Origin of the sequence: Halobacillus trueperi, from assembly GCF_003386945.1 — a bacterium.
Taxonomy (GTDB): domain Bacteria; phylum Bacillota; class Bacilli; order Bacillales; family Halobacillaceae; genus Halobacillus; species Halobacillus aidingensis.
On sequence record NZ_QUAE01000003.1, the window covers coordinates 1 to 18,569 of the forward strand.

Below are 18,569 nucleotides of genomic sequence, written 5' to 3' on the forward strand. Positions count from 1 at the left end.
TCCCACTGTTAGGAGTATAAAGCGCTCAGTATCAAGCTTTCAGGATTCAAACACCTCTGCACGGGAATTTGATCCTTATACTCCCATCGCTGGATTGTTGCTTATTCGAGAAGGAGGTTTCGAGACACTAATTAGGCAAAGGGGCGGAGGGGAATGGGGAGACTCCTGCGGGAAAAAAGTGCTTGGTGAGACCCCGCAGAGCGAAGCTCGAGGAGGCTCACCGCGCTCCCGCGGAAAGCGACTCATTCCCCGCAGCCCCATCCACTCAACAAAAGTCTCGAAACTGAGTCTTCCACAATACTGCCATATAGCTTAATAAAGAACATGAATTGAAATAAGCTGGATGTGATTTTTCAGACTTCTTTTCTTATCGTATTTTTATTTTTCTGAAACCTTTATAATCTTAGTACGTACTACATGAAGAGGCAGAAAAAGGAAGGAGATATACAATAGATGAAAAATTGGAGAGGTAAGTTAGTTTGGCTGCTTCCTACAATCATTGTTCTAATCGCTGTAAGCTTGCTGTTTTCTCATAATTATCAAAAAGTCACTGAACCGCCGGATGAGGGTTGGAGCCGCGCCTTGGATATTGGAACAACTCCTGTTTTACGGCCACCCAATGTAGGCATCCACGATGGAAACCCATCCGTTTCTTTTCTTACCGAAAAGGGGATCCATCAAAACATTTACAATGATCAATATGAAATAAAGGAACAAAACTCATATGATATTCCTGTCGATAAATTCACTCAATTCTACATAAGTGAAAACAAGGTAATTCATGCCGATTATTATGGTATGTACGATCAAGAGACAGGGGAGAAAATCACTGACCTTCAAGCTTTTTATCCTCTCGAAAGCAGGGCTTTTTACAGAAATGAGGATAAAATTTATAGCTTTGACGTAAATGAATCTGCTAGTGAAGAGCTTTTGTCACTGGAAAACCCGAAAGCCTCTGTCCATATGGCAGAGACAGACAGTGGTACTTTTTTATTGACAGATGAAGTGACGTCCTCAGGAAATTTACTGACATACTACCAGGTGGAAAAGAACAGCATAACCCCACTAGGTGAAGCAACGTTCTCTGTCAAAGAATCTGAACAGGTCAATGATATCCAATTTACGACCAAAAATGACAGTTACCAATTGCTTGTCACAACGATACAAAAACAAAGTCAGTCCGGTAAAATACAAAATTACTATTACTATGCAGAGGCTCCTTTTGGAGAAAACCCTAACCTGAACAGAGTGAATTTTCAAGATCCGTACTCCACATATGAACTGAAAGAAATATCTGATCTCAGCATTCATAATACAGAGAACGGACCAGTACTCCTCTTTAAAGCAAACGGTTGGACTGACACGCTTTTCCGGCCTGGCCTGCAATTTAACATATACCAAGCAACCATCAGTGAGAGTAGTGCTACAACAGTAACACGATTAAGCAATACGCCTTCATTTTCTAATTTTCCAGTTAGACTAAATGAACAATCGGTTTTATGGGTAGACAATGGAGGAGAGAGTCATAAGCTACTATTAGCTTCAAGCAAACCTGAAGTAATTGAACGGGCCGACCAGATAACAAAACAAGGTTTGTTGCTAGCTTCAGGAAAGACTATTGGTATGCTTTCCTCAGGGTTATTTGCCCTAATCATCTCTACCTTCTGGTTCTTATGGCCTTTGCTATTCATGATTTTTATTATGTTCTCGAAAGCCGACGCTCTTGACCAAGACCGTTCCTGGGTTCTCTATACAGGAATACTCATTTACTTAATGGCAGCCATTGTAGCAAGGGATCCGATGTTTTCGGATGCGCTTCTCGCTAGAGCTCCAGAGTATTTAAGTTTTCCAGGCAGTCCTATATTGTTTCTTCTTGGCTTTGCAGGAATTGCTTACGGGATATTAAAGGCCGGGGCACGTTCAAAGGATTGGTCCACCCCTATCCAATTGACCTATTTCATAGGGATGCACATCCTGTTCATAACTGTCTTTTTTGGTCCATACCTTATGTAGAAAAAAACGACCAGAGCTATTCTCTGGTCGTTTGTCTATTTCTTTTCATGAAAATTCAAACGCTCGATCCAATGGAATAAATCTCTGCATTTATATGTGGGTTGGTGTTCCTTATCCTTGATTTCATCGAACGTACTCAAACCAGTTTCCACCATTAATGTATCCATGCCAGCTGTCATTCCAGCTTTAATATCTGTGTTGTAATTGTCCCCTACCATTAAGACATCCTCTTTATGATAACCTAACCGTTTGAGTGCCCGAGACATAATTAACGGCTCAGGTTTACCTACAAACACTGGCTCCACACCGGTACTCACAGAAATGACGGATGTCAAAGCTCCATTTCCTGGCACAAGACCCCGCTCTGTAGGAATGGCAATGTCTCCATTTGTACTTATGAAAGCAGCTCCATTCCTCACTTCCAAACAGGCCAAGGCCAGCTTCTCATAATTAATTTCCCGGTCAATACCAATCACCACGAAGTCTGCTCCCTCTTGCACCAATTCCAAGCTCTCTTGGCGTAAAGCGTCGTATAACCCTTCTTCACCGATGGCAAAAACGCGGGCTTTTTCTTTTTGACTGCTTATATACTCCGCTGTTGCAAGACTGCTCGTATAAACTTGCTCTGGCTTAGCACGGACTCCGATATGATTGAGTTTCTCTGCAATTTGATCAACGGTTTTTGAAGAGTTATTTGTCAAATACATAAATGGAAGGTCTTTCTTTTTTAAGTGATCGACGAATTCTGACGCTCCTTCAATTCGTTCAGCGCCTTTGTACATGGTTCCATCGAGATCAATGAGATAACCTTTGTATTCTTTCATGTACATACCTTTACACACTCCTCAGGTTTTGGAAAAGGCAGACACGGGTCCAAGCTCATTATCCAAGTAATTACGGACACGTTTTGGGAAAGCTTGTAACGAGTGTTCTTGTTCCTGCCAAACTTTAACGATTTGATCATGGTCTACTTCTGTATATTGTTGTACAATCATTTTTCTAAGTTGAACAAACTGCTTGTATGCTTCCTGCTCATCCTCAGGTAATACCTTTTCATCTGTCAGGATGTCTATAATATCTTCATAACTTCCTGGGTCTCTCATGATAAAACCATCGATCATCATGTTCCCAACATCAATGATGGCTTCTATGTTCAAGTGTGTCATCCGTTCTAAAAGAAGCTGGTCTGCAAAACGCTTATTAGAGTGTGCCGCCATTTCTTCTTGTATCTTTTCCATATATGATAAAATCTCTTCAATTTTTTCTCGATTGACAAAATACATCTTGTTAACCTCCCACAAAAATGACCTTTTTCATTCATGATACCATAAAAGTCTTACTCTCACGCTGCCTGATTTTTAGTGTCTGATTTCATAAAAATCGGGCATACTATTGCTAAAGTTTTTTCGTAGCGGATTATAAAACCAACGAACAGGAGATGATTACATCATGGCACAACGTCCGCTTTTAGAAGACGTCACTCAAAGTACAAGCACTCGATTTGTTTCATTCACAGCAGGTAGTCACCGTTTTGAACTTGCTCTCATGAAGGCCGATTATTTTCAAAACCAAACGATGGTCATCAACTTACCAAAAAACCGTCAAGCCTTGCTTGATCATAAGAACATCAACGAAATCGGCCATTTGGAACATATGTTTCAACTCAGTGCAATGGAAGCAGAAGAATTAAGGAATTACCTTCCTGATCTCCTCTGAGAACGGGCATAAAAAAACCTCCTTCGACAAAAAATAATGCGGAAGGAGGTTTTTTTATGGGTAAAGAAAAACGTAAGTATTCGGATTTTGCCAATGTCGAAGCCCAACGTAATTACTTGACTCCCGAACAACTTCCTGAAGGGCCTTATGGTGCACCCAGAAACAAATATGAACCTGTAACCAATGATAAGAGTGCGCCATGGACCGAGGAGCAGCGATATTACAGTGCTTTTAATTATGAAAATAAAGGGCTCCACCAGGATCTTCCTCGTCAAGAGGATGGTGCTCACCCCACTCATGATGAAAAAGATAAAAATGTAAAGCCCTCTGAGGAAGCTCATTAAAACAAAACAAAAAACGGCGTGCGATGATTGGCGCGCCGTTTCTTATTGACGAATTCTTTTCAGTACAAAGTAGGAACAACCGAAATTACAGTATTCATACAAATAATCTTCAAGCGTACTGATTTTGGTATCAAACGTTGCTTTGGAATTTTGATCATCATAAAACCCTTTTAAACGTAATTGACCATAACCCCAATCTCCAACGATAAAATCATATTTATTCAGGATATCACTAAAACGACTTTCCACTTCTTCTTGTTGAAAGCCTTCTTGATAGTCCTCCAGGATCTCATATGTTTTCCCAGCCAGCTCAATCATTTGTATCACCTCTATCCTTTTTCAGTGTATCACATTTTTTCACATGTTAGGAAATACAACAAAAGCAAAAAGTATGTTTCCGATAAAACTGCTCAATCTAATGATTATAAACAGTTACATGAAGGAGGAACTATAATGAAAAAGATATGGAGAGTATTCACCCTACTGTCCCTTGTCACACTCATTGTTGCGGGATGTCAGGAAACAAAAGAAGAGCAAGCAAAGAATATGATGGATGATGACACGTTGAATGGCAATGCCATGGACGGATATAACGAGAAGCCAAAAGATGGGCAAGTTGGTTATGTGCGCTTTAACAAAGATCAATTAAATCAAGATGCTGAAGAACATCGTGAAATCAAAGTCAATCGTGAAGAAATGGCGGATATGATTTCCCGGATGATTCTCCGCTATGATCAATTCGAAGACGTAGCCACAGTAGTTACGGATAATGAAGTGCTCGTCGCGTACAAAAAAGCAGACGACACCGATCGAGAATCAGCGGCCGATATGGTTCAGAAGACGGCTTATTCTTTAGTCCCAAGCTTTTACCATGTGTATGTCTCTGACAATCCTGCTTCCTTTGGAGATATTCAAAGTTTAAGTAATTCCACCGTGTATGATCAAGGGTATAACGATACGATCGACAGCATCATCAAAAAAATGAAGAAGTCACCACAAGGAAAAGTCGAGGAATCCAACCCTCAACAACCGGATGTTGGACCAAATATGAATACAGAAGAAGAAACCGGGATGGAAAACTGACATCACCCCAATTTTTCCATTCATAACAAAAGCATGCCTGCCTCATGCTAAAGATATCAAAACATTGAAGGTGAGTTTATGAAATACATCGGTTCAATGATCTTATGTCTTAGCATGTGCGTACTTTTCTCTGCAGGTTCCATACATGCAGATGAAGAGAGCGATGCACGAATGGCATTATATAAGAAAACTTCAGCTATTACTGATATCCCCTGGGAGTATCTGGCGGCTATCGATCAATACGAAAGGCAAGTTCATGACGATCCTAAAGAGGGGCGGGTTACTGCTATTGAAGCGGATCCGATGTTCTGGACTGGTTCTGCTGGAGAAATGCCCTCAACATTCTTCCCGGAAGGCTGGGGTTCAGATGGAGATGGTGATCAAAAGATTCAGTTGGATAATGACGAAGACGTGTTATATTCGATAGGCACATACTTGAAGTCCTACGGTACCACGAGTGATGATATTAAAATCGCCCTTTGGAATTATTACAAGAGAGACCTTACCGTTCAAACCATTATGAATACAGCAAGAGTATTCAAAAAATTTCAGACCGTTAATTTGACAAACCGTGACTTCCCCCTCCCCCTTCAGGCAAATTACAGTTATAGAAGTACATGGGGGGATGCTCGAGGCTTTGGAGGAAGACGCATTCATGAAGGCACGGATATTTTCGCTAATTACGGCGTTCCCGTTAAATCTACAACTTATGGAGTTGTAGAGATGAAAGGCTGGAATAAGTTTGGTGGTTGGCGGATTGGAATTCGGGATATTTATAACATTTACCATTATTACGCCCATTTGCATAGCTTTTCAGAAGATATTAAAGTGGGGGACATCGTACAACCTGGTGATGTAATTGGATCGGTAGGAGCTTCTGGATATGGACCTCCTGGAACATCCGGAAAATTCCCTCCACATCTTCATTACGGGATGTATCAAGATAATGGAAAAAATGAATGGTCCTTTGATCCTTACCCTTTTCTGAGGAAGTGGGAAAGGATGACAAAAAATTAAAAGCGCCGCACTTCATTGTGCGACGCTTTTCTTGTTATTTTGATTTTTTTACGGCATTCGTAATACTGGCAGCCAGGCCGCCCCATATCACGAGCATTCCGATAATCATCATTGTCACTGCACCAGCTGTCATATTAGCTTACCTCCTTTTTTACCTCTTCAACGGCTTTTGAATCCCAACGCTTCAATGTCATCAAGAAGCCGAAGACAATGGCGAAGGCTGCCACGAACCAGCCGCCGAATAAAATAAATCCATCCGCATATCCTTCGTAGTTCCCTGTTTCTGTATCGAACTCTTTAAGAAGGTTCTTCTTGAATAAGCCAAACATCATAAATCCAAGAACAATTGGTGTGATGATACCAAGACAGACCTTCCACCATCCACCAAGGCGGAGATCAGAAATACCGTTCGCATGAGTTTGGAAGTCATTGAGGTTACGTAAGAACCAAGCAATAACCACGACTTCAACAAGGCCGACGAACGCCACTCCGAATTGGTTAATGAAGTAATCAGCAGCATCAAGGAGATAAAGTCCCCCTTGTGTCGCGAAAAGCAAGGAAATAACAGCTGCAAGTCCACCACCAAGTCCTACAGCAGCTTTTCTTGAAAGTCCAAATTTTTCGCTCAGAGCAGCTACGTATGTTTCTGAAATAGAGATTAACGAAGATAGTCCGGCTAATACTAATGATGCGAAGAATAGGAAACCGAATAATCCATTCAGTGCAGGGAATTCATTGATGATTTGCGGGAATACCACAAACGCAAGTCCTACCCCGCCACTAACGACTTCACTCACGGGTACGCCGCTCTGGGAAGCCATAAATCCTAATGCACCAAACACTCCTATACCAGCTAATAGTTCAAAGCTTGAATTACCGAAGCCAGCAATGAACGCATTGTTCGTTAAGTCCGATTTCTTCGGTAGGTAACTGGAGTACGTAATCATAATCGCAAAGGCGATCGATAAACTGAAGAAAATTTGACCATAGGCCGCTACCCACACGGAACTATTAGCAATTGCACTAAAGTCTGGAGCAAAGAAAGTCTGAAGACCTTCTGCCGCCCCCGGAAGAGTGATCGCCCGGATGACAATAATTATGAAAAGGACAACCAATGTAGGGATAAAGATTTTGTTTGCCGCTTCAATCCCTTTTTTGACTCCTTTGAAAAGGACCCCAAGAGTAATCAACCAAACGATAAGAAGTGGAATAAGAACACCAGGTACAAGGCTTCCTGTCTGACCAGGATCTACGGATAATTGCAAATAATCGCTAAACAAAAAGCCTTCTGTGTCATCACCCCATGAAAGGTTGAATGCAAAGAAACTGTATGAAATTGCCCAGGCAATAATGACGGCATAATATGTTGAAATAACAAATGATACAAGTACTGCCCACCAGCCAAGCCATTCTGTTTTACGGTTCATTCTGAAGAATGAAAGTGGTGCTGACCCTCTAAATTTGTGGCCGATGGTGAATTCCATAACAAGTAGCGGAATACCCGCTGTTAACAGAGCAAATAAATAAGGAATGAAAAATGCCCCACCACCATTTTCATAAGCTACTGCCGGGAAACGCCAGATGTTACCTAAACCGATGGCTGAACCGACGGCTGCCAGTATGAAACCGGCTCGTGTTCCCCATTGTGCACGATTTTCCATGCGAAAGACCTCCCTGAGTTAAACATCCTAAAAAAGATGTTTTTTAATTTTTATTTTTCTGATTATTCTGCTTTAAATTATAACTAGCAATGCACAGCTTGTCAAAATAATTTTTAAATTTTCAGAAATTGGAAGGGGAGTTAAAAGCCTTGAGTAAAATGTACTACCATAATATGGATTAATATGTTTTTATCATACACGATATATACTATATGGCAGGACTTTGTAAGTCACGAAACTGAGTCTTCAACAATCAGCCTATGTAAAGAATTTTTGAATGGGGAGATGATGACAAAAAAAGAGAGTATGGATTTGCACGTTCCATACTCTCCCACAAAGTATTCCTTTTTATTTTACTCCGTTGGCTGCCGATTAAACTTGTGAATAATGAACGCTACAAATGTGACAATAATCAACGTCATCAACAATGGCAGCCACACTCCACCAGACAAGCCTAAGATAACATAACCGATGGAAGCAGCTCCTGCAGCGATAAGGGCATAAGGGAGCTGTGTGAGTACGTGATCAATGTGGTTCGATCCTGCCCCTGTCGAGGAAAGAATTGTCGTATCGGATATCGGTGAACAGTGGTCACCAAACACAGATCCAGCGAGTACTGCTGACAGTGCCGGCAAAATCAGTGTAGGGTCGGATACTGCCGCGATTTCTCCTGCAATCGGAAGCATAATTCCGAATGTTCCCCAAGATGTACCTGTTGATAATGCCATGAAGCCAGACAATAAGAAAATAATCAAAGGCAGATAGGCAAGGTTGATATCTGCTTGAGTAAATTGCTGGGCTAAATATTCACCAGTTTGAAGCTGGCCGATAATATCACCGATCATCCAGGCAAAAACCAAGATGTAAATCGCTGGTAACATGGCTTTCATCCCTTGACCAAAGACGAGAGAAATTCCTGATTTAGGTTTTGGTTGACTGATATACAGCACAAGCGCAACAACAACAGAAACGACTCCACCTGTGAACAATGAGATATTCACATTTGTGTTTGCAAAGATGGAGAGAAGATCGACACTGCCTTCTGTGTTGCGCATTCCTGTGATGACCATTGTTAACACAGTTCCGACAACAAGAGCAAAGATAGGCCAAATCAGATGAGAGATCTTCCCATGGTTATGCTCCTTGAATTCATCATTCAAATCACCAGGAACGTCCCTTTTTTCAGGGTTGTTCAATTCTCCTGTTTCAATGGCTCGTTTCTCATGAACTTTCATCGGACCAAGATCCAATCTTAAGTAAATCGTCAAGAATACGAGCAATAACGCCGCAAACACATAGAGATTTGCTGGAATCATTAACACAAATGCTTCAAAAGCTTGATACTGTGTGATTTCATTCGCAGCCAGGATACTTCCGATCGTTCCAATAATATAAGCTCCCCAGCTGGAAATAGGTGAAATAACAGTAATCGGAGCCGATGTGGAATCGATATAATACGCCAATTTTGCCCGGGATACTTTATATCGATCGGTTACAGGGCGCGCTACTTGTCCTACAGCCAGTGCATTGAAGTAATCATCAATAAAGATGATGATTCCCAAAAGCGCCGGAACAAGTGTTGCCCCTTTTCTCGTGCGAATACGTTCGACAGCCCAACGACCAAACGCACGACTTCCTCCTGATGCTGTCATGAAGGCAGTGGTAATTCCTAATAAGAATAGAAATGATAACAAATAAATGTTGCCCATATTCAGTGCGCCTTCACTGACGAAGATGTTTGCGAAAATCGACCAGATTAACGCTAGTCCTCCGCCAATATCCATTTGTGTGAGCAGGAATGCTCCTACGATGATCCCAATCCCTAAGGATAGGATGACTTTCCTTGTCAGCAGAACAAGGATTAACATTAATACTGCTGGAATTAAAGAATAGATGGTTCCTTCCATGATGTTTCCCCTCCGTAAATCTTGATGTAACGGGATTGGAAGGCTACTGCGGATAAAAATGAGGAATAAAAAAAGACAATGATAGAAAATAACCTACCATCGCCTTTGTAAGTGGCAATTTGATTATCCTCCATTTCGATCAGTAGCGCCCCATGCACCCAAAAGCATGCATGACAGTGTATCTCTTGTTCAGATATACACCAGCGTCTTATAGTTTGACGAACTACAAAACACTTCGGCAAACATCCCCTTCCATCAATCATCGTCGCTTGTCTCGCTCCAATTGATTACTGATGGTGTTTGCACCTCTACCTCACCGATCTGATAAGGTCACGCATATTCAATTCTCAGTAATTTTAACAATTCCAAGCATTTATTGCAAGGGTTCCATTGGATAGGAAAATGATGGATCCCCTTCCCCTCCCATACCACCATAAAAATTAGGAACTTTACCTAGGATGGTAGCTTGATCAATAGGAATATTATTCGTTACGACAGTTGTTTCTGTAGAAAATGGAATAACAATCCGGACATTCACTTCAAAATGAATCGTCAATTCAAATAAAGCAGCGTTAATCCCATATTCCGTCATCTTGATATCGACTTCTGATTGAACGTCTCCAATCACTCTAAGTTGAACAGGAACTTTTGGCCCAAGGTTCGCTAGTAAACTGTTGTTTGTTGCTACCCCAATAGGAAGTTCAATAAGTGTTGCTGGTTGTTCTCCTAATTCCTCCTGTGTGCGATCGGGATCAATATTCGGCTCCAAAGAAGTATCCTCCATCGGAAGCTCGCCAAGCTCCATCCTTTTTAAAAAGTTCTGAACACGTATGGTCGTATCACGAAGTGCGCGGTTAACAACTACAGAGTTCCATCCCATATAAACAATATTTCCTTGGTTATCTTTTTCCATATTCACAAGGTCATTAAATTGTAGATCTTCTGCGATCGTTTTACTGACTGCTTCATTAATGGCATCCCTAGCCAGCTGTTGAGCTTTTGTTTCAGCAATTTCAACGAGCGCCGGAGTCACACCTCGGTTAATGAACCAAAGGCTTAACGCTGTGAAAAGGGCGAAAAACAGCAGACTAAGCACAATCCTTTTTCCGATCGTGGAACCAGTAGTCGCACTCTTTTTTGGCATAGAACAACCCTCCTCATCTATCTATATGAAAGAAAAGAAGGGTTTAAGCATCAACTTACCGATGTCAGATGACAATTCTTGATCAGGATATTCAATTCTTTGGACAAGTCGATGTCTCTTCCTCTTGTACCATCTCTTTTTATTTCCCTTACTATGGGACGATCGCTTCACGTCCATCTTCTATATACACATAAGTAATATCAAAGCTTTTTAACCGTTCAATGATCCGCGGTGTAAAAGCTACACCTTGTTGGAGGAGCGCTTGACCGCTTTCATTGTATATGGTTTTAGCTAATACAGCTCCGGGTACTAGAGAATTTGTTGCAACGACTCTCATAATAAACTCCTTACAATCCGTTATGTAAGAGAGCTACCTACAAAGGTAGCTCCCAGTGTTATGACTTAAGTGCTTCAGATAAAAGGTCTCGCAATAGTTCCGGCATAAAATATTTCTTTGTCTTGGAATAGGCGATTTCAGGAAAGAATCGGCCAAACGTAAATGTGTCCGCTGTAGCAAACCGATACGTACGATCATAATCAATCGGTTCACCAGCAAAAGTGACATGCTTTACATGTTCTTCTCCATCATCATCCATTTCTATGTCAATACCTGCAAAAACCATCTTCCCAATCACTTCACCTCTAAAGCCAAAGCCTTTCAGCCTTATTTCCGTAAGTTCTTTCGTATGAGCAGCTCGTATCACTTCCATCAGCTCATCCCCTCTCAATTCCACAAGACAGGGGTTCATCGGGTGTGGACAAATGCGATGAATATCTTCATAAGTAATTTCCCCAGCGGATAAATGGTCGAGGAGCACACCTGCATTTAACATCGCTATATCCGCCGATGTCCATAAGCGTAATTGTTCAGTCAAGCGGTTCATAAGCGGGGTGTCATGAAACCATGCAATGTGCAGAGGTTCCCGGAGATAAGCTACGGGAGTGCCTAGTTCATGAACAGCTTTAGAACGAATCTCTTTGACTTTTTTTGTGACTCCATCATCTTTTTTCAGTTGTTCCGTTGGTATGGCATAGGCCTCTTTCTTCTCTAGATGGCGCGTATCGATGTTCCATTCCACAGCAACTTCACCGAGATGCGTCCCGTGTTTACCTGCTGCTGTCAACAAGGCACCATCAATATATTCACCATTCTTAAAAAGGTGGTGCGTGTGGCCCCCGATAATAATATCAATGTCTGAATAACGCCTCGCGATTTCTTCGTCTTCATTAATACCAAGGTGTGATAGTAAGATAATGATATCCGCTTGATTTCTCAACTCTTCAATTATCCCATCCAATATATCGAATGGCGAGAGCACATCCCACCCTAATTGCTGGTAAAACGCTTGAAATGGTGCAGTCAAACCTAATACGCCGATTTTCGTCCCATATTTGGACTCAAGAATGTGGTAGGGCTTTAACCAAGCAGGTGAAGAGGAGCTCTTACAATCCAAATTGGCACAAACGACACGAAAAGTTGCATGATCGTATAAGGAGTGAAGATCTTCACTCGCTAAAGTAATGCCTTCATTGTTGCCGATCGTTGCTACATCATATCCAGCTTCATTTAATAACTCAACATTGCCCTTCCCCATCAAGCCCTCAGCGATCGGATGAAAACGATCGACATGGTCTCCATTATCAAAAAGCCAGTACTCTTCCCCTTTTTTCTCGTGTTTCTTTTTCTTTTCGTTAAAATACCCGACGATTTGTGGCCAATTTTCAAAGTGACTGTGCAGATCGCTTGTATAATAAAAGTATAATTTTTCCTTCATCATCAGTCTCCTCACCCTAAACCTTGCCAAATTAAACGTATGCCAATCAATACGAGCAGTACCCTCAGAAATCTCTCCACGACTTGTCCATCAAGGCGTCGATTGACCCATGCTCCAAGTGTTCCTCCTAAGTAGGCTCCTGGAATAAACCAGAGCGTATGACTCCAATCCACATGCCCTAAAAGAACATGGGTCGCAGAGCTTGTTATGCTTGCAAAAAAAATCATAAACATAGAAGTCGCTGTTGCAATATGAGGGGGGATGTTCAATAGTAAAATCATAGCTGGGACCATTAAAGATCCTCCACCTATGCCTAATAAACCAGATAACATTCCTACGCAAAACGATAAGATAAACCCAACCCAAAAAGGCATCCGGTACTTATACACTTTCCCGTCCACTGTTTTCTCTCTAGACATACCTGTTTTAAATAAGGAATGACCTGATGGTCTCCGCGGAATGAAAAACAGTAAAGAAACCGCAATCATAACAATTCCAAAGAAAAGAGAGAAACCATCCGTTTCAAAAAATTGATTCAGCCAAGAGCCTAAAATGCCTCCCGGAATGCTGCCAATCAAAAAAACTAGTCCAATTCCTGTATCCACACGGTTGTGCTTCATGTACGAGATGGCTGAAGACATCCCTGTAAAAATCATCACAACTAAAGAAATCCCCACGATTGCCTGGGGGTTTACCCAATCGAAGGAAGCAAAATGATCACCTAAAAACAGGAGAACAGGAACTAAAATAACGCCTCCTCCAAGGCCTGCCACACTACCGACTAGGGCTGTGATTAAACCGATCAAAAACATAACCAAAAACATATCGAATCTTCCTTAACTCTTAATAGATAATATTATAGTATCATGTTTTGTATTCATAAAACATCTTGCCTGGAATGGAGGATCAAACAAGAGCAACAAAATAGGCGCTGTTAAACTCACATAAGCTCCCGATCGTGGAAGACTCAGTTTCGAGAATTTTGTTGAGTGGATGGGGGCTGCGGAGAATAGCTCGCTTTCCGCGGGAGCGCGGTGAGCCTCCTCGGACTGCGTCCTGTGAGGTCTCACCATGCACTTTTTTCCCGCAGGAGTCTCGCCATTCCCCTCCGCCCCTTTCATATAAGGATCTCGAAACCACTACCACAAATAACAAAGTTCCCAATCTCTGTCGAAATGCAGAACTCTATGGCCTCCCCATTGAAATGCTGTTCCAGCGTGCTTTATGACTCCTGGACAAGGAAGTTGGAAGACGCTTCTTCTAAGTATAGTGGGTTCGTTTTTCACACTCATCTAATGGGGTGGTTGGGAAGCTGCGAGACTCCCGTGGGAGAAAGGAGATAGGCGAGATCCCGGAGGACGCAGTCCGAGGAAGCTCGGCACTCCCCCACAGGAAAGCGAGTAGCTTCCCAGCCACCCCTGACGCCAAACAGGGCAACGAACCCCGGGAACACCGGCCCACGATGAAAAAGCCGTGCAGATGATATCTGCACGGCTTTATTCCTTTTATTAACCGATGGAACCTTCCATTTCAAATTTGATTAGACGGTTCATTTCCACGGCATACTCCATTGGGAGCTCTTTTGTGAACGGCTCAATGAAGCCCATCACGATCATTTCTGTAGCTTCTTCTTCAGAAATACCGCGGCTCATCAAGTAGAACAACTGCTCTTCTGACACTTTAGAAACTTTCGCTTCGTGTTCAAGAGAGATGTTCTCATTCATGATTTCATTGTAAGGAATCGTATCGGATGTGGACTCATTATCCATGATGAGCGTATCACACTCAACATTGGAACGAGCACCTTCGGCTTTTCGACCGAATTGAACAATTCCTCGATACGTTACTTTACCACCATGTTTAGAGATGGATTTAGAAACGATCGTAGAAGAAGTGTTCGGTGCCAAGTGGTGCATTTTAGCACCGGCATCCTGATGCTGTCCTTTACCAGCTAGAGCGATGGAAAGCGTCATACCACGCGCTCCTTCACCTTTAAGAAGCACAGCAGGATACTTCATCGTCAATTTGGAACCAAGGTTTCCGTCGACCCATTCCATTGTAGCATTGGACTCTGCAACGGCACGTTTTGTTACAAGGTTGTACACGTTGTTCGCCCAGTTTTGAATCGTGGTATAACGGCAATAGGCGTTATCCTTAACAAAGATTTCTACAACGGCACTGTGCAGAGAGCTTGAAGAGTACGTTGGTGCTGTACAGCCTTCTACGTAGTGAACAGAAGAGCCTTCGTCAGCAATGATCAAAGTACGCTCAAATTGCCCCATATTCTCCGAGTTGATACGGAAGTACGCTTGCAAAGGCGTTTCAACTTTCGTATCTTTCGGTACATAAATGAAGGAACCTCCGGACCAAACCGCTGAGTTTAGTGCAGAGAACTTGTTATCGGATGGAGGGATGACCTTACCGAAGTACTCTTTGAAAATGTCTTCATTCTCTTTAAGAGCAGAGTCCGTATCCTTGAATATAACACCCAAGTCTTCAAGATCCTTCTCCATGTTGTGATAAACAACTTCAGATTCATATTGAGCTGAAACACCAGAAAGATACTTCTGTTCTGCTTCAGGAATCCCAAGACGATCGAAGGTGTTCTTGATTTCTTCGGGAACTTCATCCCAGGATCGTTCAGAACGCTCTGATGGTTTCACATAGTACGTAATGTCATCAAAGTTAAGCTCTGAAAGATCGCCACCCCACTGTGGCATTGGCATTTTATAAAACTGCTCAAGAGACTTCAGACGGAAGTCGAGCATCCATTTTGGTTCTTCTTTATAGTTGGAGATCTGTTCAACGACTTCTTTCGTCAAACCCTTTTGCGTACGGAAAATCGAAACATCTTTTTCGTGGAATCCGTATTGGTACTCTCCCACTTCTGGCGCTTTTTTGGCCATGTTACATACCTCCTTTTGGTATTGACAAAAGCTTAGTCTTGTTTCTCTTCATCGACACCCTTTTCCATCGCTTTCCAGGCTAGTGTCGCACATTTGATACGAGCCGGGAACTTTGAAACCCCTTGTAGAGCTTCAATGTCACCCAGGTCAATATCTCCTTCATCAACATCATTGCCTTGCATGAGTTCAGAAAAGAGTTCAGACATTTTCAGTGCTTCGTCAACGGGCTTCCCTTTGATAGCCTGCGTCATCATGGAAGCAGATGAAAGACTGATGGAACAACCTTCTCCATCAAACTTAGCTTCTTGGACATGACCATCTTCAATTAACAACTGAAGCTGAATGCGATCCCCACACGTTGGATTATTCATATCAACCGTCATAGGGTTCCCGTCAATCGACCCGCGATTACGCGGATTTTTATAATGGTCCATGATGACTTGACGATATAGCGTATCTAAATTATTAAAAGACATCGCCAAAATACTCCTTTGTTGTTTGTAATCCTGCAACAAGTCGATCTATATCTTCTTCATTATTATACAAGTAAAAACTTGCTCTTGCCGTCGCTGACACTTCCAACCAACGCATCAACGGCTGAGCACAGTGGTGCCCTGCACGTACAGCAATTCCTTCAGCGTCTAATACCGTAGCAAGATCGTGAGGGTGAACATCTGAAAGATTGAAAGTGACAAGACCTGCTCGATGCTCTGGACCATAAATGGTCATGCCATCAACTTTATTCATTTCTTGCATGGCATAAGAAGCCAGTTTCTCTTCATGCTCTTTGATTTCATCCAAACCAATGTCCGTAAGAAAATCAATGGCTGCACCTAGGCCGACAGCTCCGGCAATAATGGGTGTTCCGCCTTCAAACTTCCAGGGCAGTTCTTTCCATGTCGAATCATAAAGGTTAACGAAGTCGATCATTTCTCCACCAAACTCGACAGGCTCCATTTTTTCAAGAAGCGCCTTTTTTCCATATAAAACTCCGATTCCAGTTGGGCCGCACATCTTATGACCTGAAAACGCATAAAAATCAGCGTCCAAGTCTTGAACATCGATCTTCATGTGAGGAGCACTTTGAGCACCATCAACAAGCATGACTGCTCCTTGGTTATGAGCAATTTGTGCAATCTCTTTCACCGGATTGATCGTTCCTAGAACATTCGACACGTGCATGACGGCAACAATTTTCGTTTTAGATGTTACTGTCTTTTGAACATCTTCTAAAAGAATCGTGCCATCAGATTGCAATGGAATATACTTCAAAGTAGCTCCTGTTTCCTTAACAATCTGCTGCCAAGGGATAATGTTGCTGTGGTGTTCCATTGGAGTGATGACAACCTCATCACCTTCACGCAAGTTCGCCCGACCGTAGCTTGCTGCAACGGTATTGATGGCTGTTGTTGTCCCACGCGTAAAGATGACTTCTTGGGAGCTGGACGCATTAATGAAGCGTCTCACTTTCTCACGGGCACCTTCATACTCGTCTGTCGCTCTTGTGCCAAGCGTGTGTACACCTCTATGGACATTAGAGTTGTATCCGCGATAGTACTCATCAAGCTTTTCAATCACCTTGATCGGCTTCTGAGAAGTCGCTGATGAATCCAAATACACGAGCGGATGTCCATTTACTTCCTGGTGTAGAATAGGAAATTCGTCGCGTACCGCTTTTACATCCATTAATATACTTTCCTTTCAATCACTTGTTGTAATTGGCGTTTTACAGCTTCAACAGGCAATTGGTTTACTACTGGCGCAAGGAATCCATGAATGATTAAACGCTCAGCTTCAAACTTGGAAATTCCACGGCTCATCAAGTAATACAGTTGAATCGGGTCCACACGTCCAACCGATGCAGCGTGTCCCGCTGTTACGTCATCTTCATCAATGAGAAGAATCGGGTTTGCGTCCCCACGTGCGTCGCTGCTCAGCATAAGAACACGTGACTCCTGCTCGGCATTAGACTTGCTTGCCCCATGTTCAATCTTACCGATTCCATTGAAAATAGCAGAAGCCTTATCCTTCATCACTCCGTGTTGAAGAATATAACCGTCAGAGCCTTTTCCGAAGTGCGTAATGTTTGCTGTGAAGTTTTGCTTCTGTTTTCCACGTCCAATAGCAACGGTTTTCGCATTAGAGTGTGAATTATCACCAATCAAGTGTGTGATGTTTTCAGAAACGGTGTCGCCTTCGTTCATTTGACCAAGGGCCCATTCAATGACTGAATCACGATAAGCGACTCCACGACGATTGGCATATACAGTTGTACCCGCTTCAAAGTTGTCGACCGCGCCGAAGGATACTTTCGCTCCATCTTTAGCGATGACTTCTGTCACAATGTTCGCGGAAGTTTTTTCTTCTTTATTGTGAGAAATATAGTTCTCTACATACGTCACAGAGCTATTCTCTTCAGCTACGACTAAAATGTGGTTGATCAAGGAAGCTTTTGGATCTTCCTGCCAGAAAATCGCCTGAATAGGATCCTCTATTTGCACATTTTTTGGAACGTAAAGGAAAACCCCTCCGTTCATAAGAGCTGCATGAAGAGCTGTCAAACGATGCTCGTCCATGTGAACGGCATCGTTCATGTAATACTTCTCTACCAATTCACTGTGCTCTCTAAGTGCCGTACCGATATCTGTGAAGATGACCCCTTGATCTTTCAATTTTTGATCAATGGTTCCGTAAGCCACTGTATGGTTACGCTGAATGACCAGGTTTTGCTGTTCTTTTTCTTCATCTAAGAAATCTTTGATTTCATCTGGAAGTTCATCAAGAGATTCAATACGATCACCTGTTACGTGATGGTCGAACTCTGTGAAGTTCCATTTGGAGATATTCGTTTTATCTGGTTTCGGAAGCGGTAAAGATTCCGATTTCTCCAGGGCGCTAAGACGAAGGTTCTTCATCCATTCAGGCTCATTCTGCCCTTGGGAGAATTGTGAGATGTACTCTTTGTCATATGGTAGTGAGACTTCTACTGTCATGATTACCCTC

The 18,569-nt window shown here is 42.4% G+C and carries 19 protein-coding genes and 1 riboswitch; of the genes, 5 read left to right on the forward strand and 14 right to left on the reverse strand.

Annotated features, from left to right (window positions below; genetic code table 11):
• Nucleotides 1-453: 453 nt before the first annotated feature.
• Entirely contained in the window at nucleotides 454-2,013 is a 1,560-nt protein-coding gene (locus tag DYE48_RS04810; RefSeq protein ID WP_115822642.1) for a hypothetical protein, read from the forward strand.
• Between the two features lie 35 nt (nucleotides 2,014-2,048).
• On the opposite strand, the gene DYE48_RS04815 is transcribed toward DYE48_RS04810, so the two are convergent.
• Both DYE48_RS04815 and hepT read right to left on the reverse strand, forming a co-directional pair.
• A complete protein-coding gene (locus DYE48_RS04815) occupies nucleotides 2,049-2,837 on the reverse strand; it encodes a TIGR01457 family HAD-type hydrolase (RefSeq protein WP_115822928.1) in 789 nt (262 codons plus the stop codon).
• A gap of 21 nt (nucleotides 2,838-2,858) precedes the next feature.
• Nucleotides 2,859-3,296 (reverse strand): type VII toxin-antitoxin system HepT family RNase toxin, encoded by a 438-nt coding sequence (hepT, locus tag DYE48_RS04820; RefSeq protein WP_115822643.1) that lies wholly within the window; start codon nucleotides 3,294-3,296, stop codon nucleotides 2,859-2,861.
• A 166-nt stretch (nucleotides 3,297-3,462) separates the two neighbouring features.
• Between hepT and DYE48_RS04825 the strand changes: the two genes are divergently transcribed.
• Together DYE48_RS04825 and DYE48_RS04830 are read left to right on the forward strand one after the other, a co-directional pair.
• Entirely contained in the window at nucleotides 3,463-3,729 is a 267-nt protein-coding gene (locus DYE48_RS04825; protein WP_089654149.1) for a DUF3055 domain-containing protein, read from the forward strand.
• A gap of 56 nt (nucleotides 3,730-3,785) precedes the next feature.
• A complete protein-coding gene (locus DYE48_RS04830; protein ID WP_115822644.1) occupies nucleotides 3,786-4,073 on the forward strand; it encodes a cytosolic protein in 288 nt (95 codons plus the stop codon).
• A gap of 42 nt (nucleotides 4,074-4,115) precedes the next feature.
• On the opposite strand, the gene DYE48_RS04835 is transcribed toward DYE48_RS04830, so the two are convergent.
• Nucleotides 4,116-4,391 (reverse strand): YutD family protein, encoded by a 276-nt coding sequence (locus DYE48_RS04835; protein WP_089654151.1) that lies wholly within the window; start codon nucleotides 4,389-4,391, stop codon nucleotides 4,116-4,118.
• Nucleotides 4,392-4,526: 135 nt separating this feature from the next.
• On the opposite strand from DYE48_RS04835, the gene DYE48_RS04840 reads away from it, so the two are divergent.
• The gene (locus DYE48_RS04840; protein WP_089654152.1) at nucleotides 4,527-5,156 is read left to right on the forward strand and encodes a YhcN/YlaJ family sporulation lipoprotein; all 630 of its coding nucleotides are present in this window, start codon (nucleotides 4,527-4,529) and stop codon (nucleotides 5,154-5,156) included.
• A 78-nt stretch (nucleotides 5,157-5,234) separates the two neighbouring features.
• Nucleotides 5,235-6,173: a M23 family metallopeptidase gene (locus DYE48_RS04845; protein WP_115822645.1), complete on the forward strand. Its 939-nt coding sequence runs from the start codon at nucleotides 5,235-5,237 to the stop codon at nucleotides 6,171-6,173.
• A gap of 34 nt (nucleotides 6,174-6,207) precedes the next feature.
• Here the strand turns inward: DYE48_RS04845 and DYE48_RS04850 are convergent, their stop codons facing one another.
• From DYE48_RS04850 to sufD, 11 genes are all read right to left on the reverse strand, one after another.
• Nucleotides 6,208-6,306 (reverse strand): MetS family NSS transporter small subunit, encoded by a 99-nt coding sequence (locus DYE48_RS04850; protein WP_115822646.1) that lies wholly within the window; start codon nucleotides 6,304-6,306, stop codon nucleotides 6,208-6,210.
• A 1-nt stretch (nucleotide 6,307) separates the two neighbouring features.
• Nucleotides 6,308-7,834: a sodium-dependent transporter gene (locus DYE48_RS04855; protein ID WP_115822647.1), complete on the reverse strand. Its 1,527-nt coding sequence runs from the start codon at nucleotides 7,832-7,834 to the stop codon at nucleotides 6,308-6,310.
• A 353-nt stretch (nucleotides 7,835-8,187) separates the two neighbouring features.
• Nucleotides 8,188-9,741: a Na+/H+ antiporter NhaC family protein gene (locus DYE48_RS04860; protein ID WP_115822648.1), complete on the reverse strand. Its 1,554-nt coding sequence runs from the start codon at nucleotides 9,739-9,741 to the stop codon at nucleotides 8,188-8,190.
• Between the two features lie 135 nt (nucleotides 9,742-9,876).
• Nucleotides 9,877-10,060: riboswitch (Lysine riboswitch) on the reverse strand.
• 54 nt (nucleotides 10,061-10,114) lie between these two features.
• Nucleotides 10,115-10,885, reverse strand: a complete 771-nt coding sequence (gene yunB / locus DYE48_RS04865) for a sporulation protein YunB (protein ID WP_089654157.1) — start codon at nucleotides 10,883-10,885, stop codon at nucleotides 10,115-10,117.
• 151 nt (nucleotides 10,886-11,036) lie between these two features.
• Entirely contained in the window at nucleotides 11,037-11,222 is a 186-nt protein-coding gene (locus tag DYE48_RS04870) for a hypothetical protein (protein ID WP_115822649.1), read from the reverse strand.
• Nucleotides 11,223-11,280: 58 nt separating this feature from the next.
• A complete protein-coding gene (locus DYE48_RS04875; protein ID WP_167449448.1) occupies nucleotides 11,281-12,660 on the reverse strand; it encodes a bifunctional metallophosphatase/5'-nucleotidase in 1,380 nt (459 codons plus the stop codon).
• Between the two features lie 11 nt (nucleotides 12,661-12,671).
• A complete protein-coding gene (locus tag DYE48_RS04880) occupies nucleotides 12,672-13,484 on the reverse strand; it encodes a sulfite exporter TauE/SafE family protein (protein ID WP_115822651.1) in 813 nt (270 codons plus the stop codon).
• Between the two features lie 684 nt (nucleotides 13,485-14,168).
• On the reverse strand, nucleotides 14,169-15,566 hold the full coding sequence (gene sufB / locus DYE48_RS04890; protein WP_115822653.1) for a Fe-S cluster assembly protein SufB: 1,398 nt from the start codon (nucleotides 15,564-15,566) through the stop codon (nucleotides 14,169-14,171).
• 32 nt (nucleotides 15,567-15,598) lie between these two features.
• Entirely contained in the window at nucleotides 15,599-16,042 is a 444-nt protein-coding gene (gene sufU / locus DYE48_RS04895; RefSeq protein WP_115822654.1) for a Fe-S cluster assembly sulfur transfer protein SufU, read from the reverse strand.
• A complete protein-coding gene (locus tag DYE48_RS04900; RefSeq protein ID WP_115822655.1) occupies nucleotides 16,032-17,252 on the reverse strand; it encodes a cysteine desulfurase in 1,221 nt (406 codons plus the stop codon). Before DYE48_RS04900 ends, sufU begins: the two co-directional genes overlap by 11 nt.
• Nucleotides 17,252-18,559 (reverse strand): Fe-S cluster assembly protein SufD, encoded by a 1,308-nt coding sequence (gene sufD / locus DYE48_RS04905; RefSeq protein ID WP_115822656.1) that lies wholly within the window; start codon nucleotides 18,557-18,559, stop codon nucleotides 17,252-17,254. Before sufD ends, DYE48_RS04900 begins: the two co-directional genes overlap by 1 nt.
• Nucleotides 18,560-18,569 lie beyond the last annotated feature (10 nt).

What these genes read in the sequence shown, in the direction of transcription:
- DYE48_RS04810 (WP_115822642.1), top strand. Translation starts at nt 454, where the DNA reads ATGAAAAATTGGAGAGGTAAGTTAGTTTGGCTGCTTCCTACAATCATT.
- DYE48_RS04815 (WP_115822928.1), bottom strand. Translation starts at nt 2,837, where the DNA reads ATGAAAGAATACAAAGGTTATCTCATTGATCTCGATGGAACCATGTAC.
- hepT (WP_115822643.1), bottom strand. Translation starts at nt 3,296, where the DNA reads ATGTATTTTGTCAATCGAGAAAAAATTGAAGAGATTTTATCATATATG.
- DYE48_RS04825 (WP_089654149.1), top strand. Translation starts at nt 3,463, where the DNA reads ATGGCACAACGTCCGCTTTTAGAAGACGTCACTCAAAGTACAAGCACT.
- DYE48_RS04830 (WP_115822644.1), top strand. Translation starts at nt 3,786, where the DNA reads ATGGGTAAAGAAAAACGTAAGTATTCGGATTTTGCCAATGTCGAAGCC.
- DYE48_RS04835 (WP_089654151.1), bottom strand. Translation starts at nt 4,391, where the DNA reads ATGATTGAGCTGGCTGGGAAAACATATGAGATCCTGGAGGACTATCAA.
- DYE48_RS04840 (WP_089654152.1), top strand. Translation starts at nt 4,527, where the DNA reads ATGAAAAAGATATGGAGAGTATTCACCCTACTGTCCCTTGTCACACTC.
- DYE48_RS04845 (WP_115822645.1), top strand. Translation starts at nt 5,235, where the DNA reads ATGAAATACATCGGTTCAATGATCTTATGTCTTAGCATGTGCGTACTT.
- DYE48_RS04850 (WP_115822646.1), bottom strand. Translation starts at nt 6,306, where the DNA reads ATGACAGCTGGTGCAGTGACAATGATGATTATCGGAATGCTCGTGATA.
- DYE48_RS04855 (WP_115822647.1), bottom strand. Translation starts at nt 7,834, where the DNA reads ATGGAAAATCGTGCACAATGGGGAACACGAGCCGGTTTCATACTGGCA.
- DYE48_RS04860 (WP_115822648.1), bottom strand. Translation starts at nt 9,741, where the DNA reads ATGGAAGGAACCATCTATTCTTTAATTCCAGCAGTATTAATGTTAATC.
- yunB (WP_089654157.1), bottom strand. Translation starts at nt 10,885, where the DNA reads ATGCCAAAAAAGAGTGCGACTACTGGTTCCACGATCGGAAAAAGGATT.
- DYE48_RS04870 (WP_115822649.1), bottom strand. Translation starts at nt 11,222, where the DNA reads ATGAGAGTCGTTGCAACAAATTCTCTAGTACCCGGAGCTGTATTAGCT.
- DYE48_RS04875 (WP_167449448.1), bottom strand. Translation starts at nt 12,660, where the DNA reads ATGAAGGAAAAATTATACTTTTATTATACAAGCGATCTGCACAGTCAC.
- DYE48_RS04880 (WP_115822651.1), bottom strand. Translation starts at nt 13,484, where the DNA reads ATGTTTTTGGTTATGTTTTTGATCGGTTTAATCACAGCCCTAGTCGGT.
- sufB (WP_115822653.1), bottom strand. Translation starts at nt 15,566, where the DNA reads ATGGCCAAAAAAGCGCCAGAAGTGGGAGAGTACCAATACGGATTCCAC.
- sufU (WP_115822654.1), bottom strand. Translation starts at nt 16,042, where the DNA reads ATGTCTTTTAATAATTTAGATACGCTATATCGTCAAGTCATCATGGAC.
- DYE48_RS04900 (WP_115822655.1), bottom strand. Translation starts at nt 17,252, where the DNA reads ATGGATGTAAAAGCGGTACGCGACGAATTTCCTATTCTACACCAGGAA.
- sufD (WP_115822656.1), bottom strand. Translation starts at nt 18,559, where the DNA reads ATGACAGTAGAAGTCTCACTACCATATGACAAAGAGTACATCTCACAA.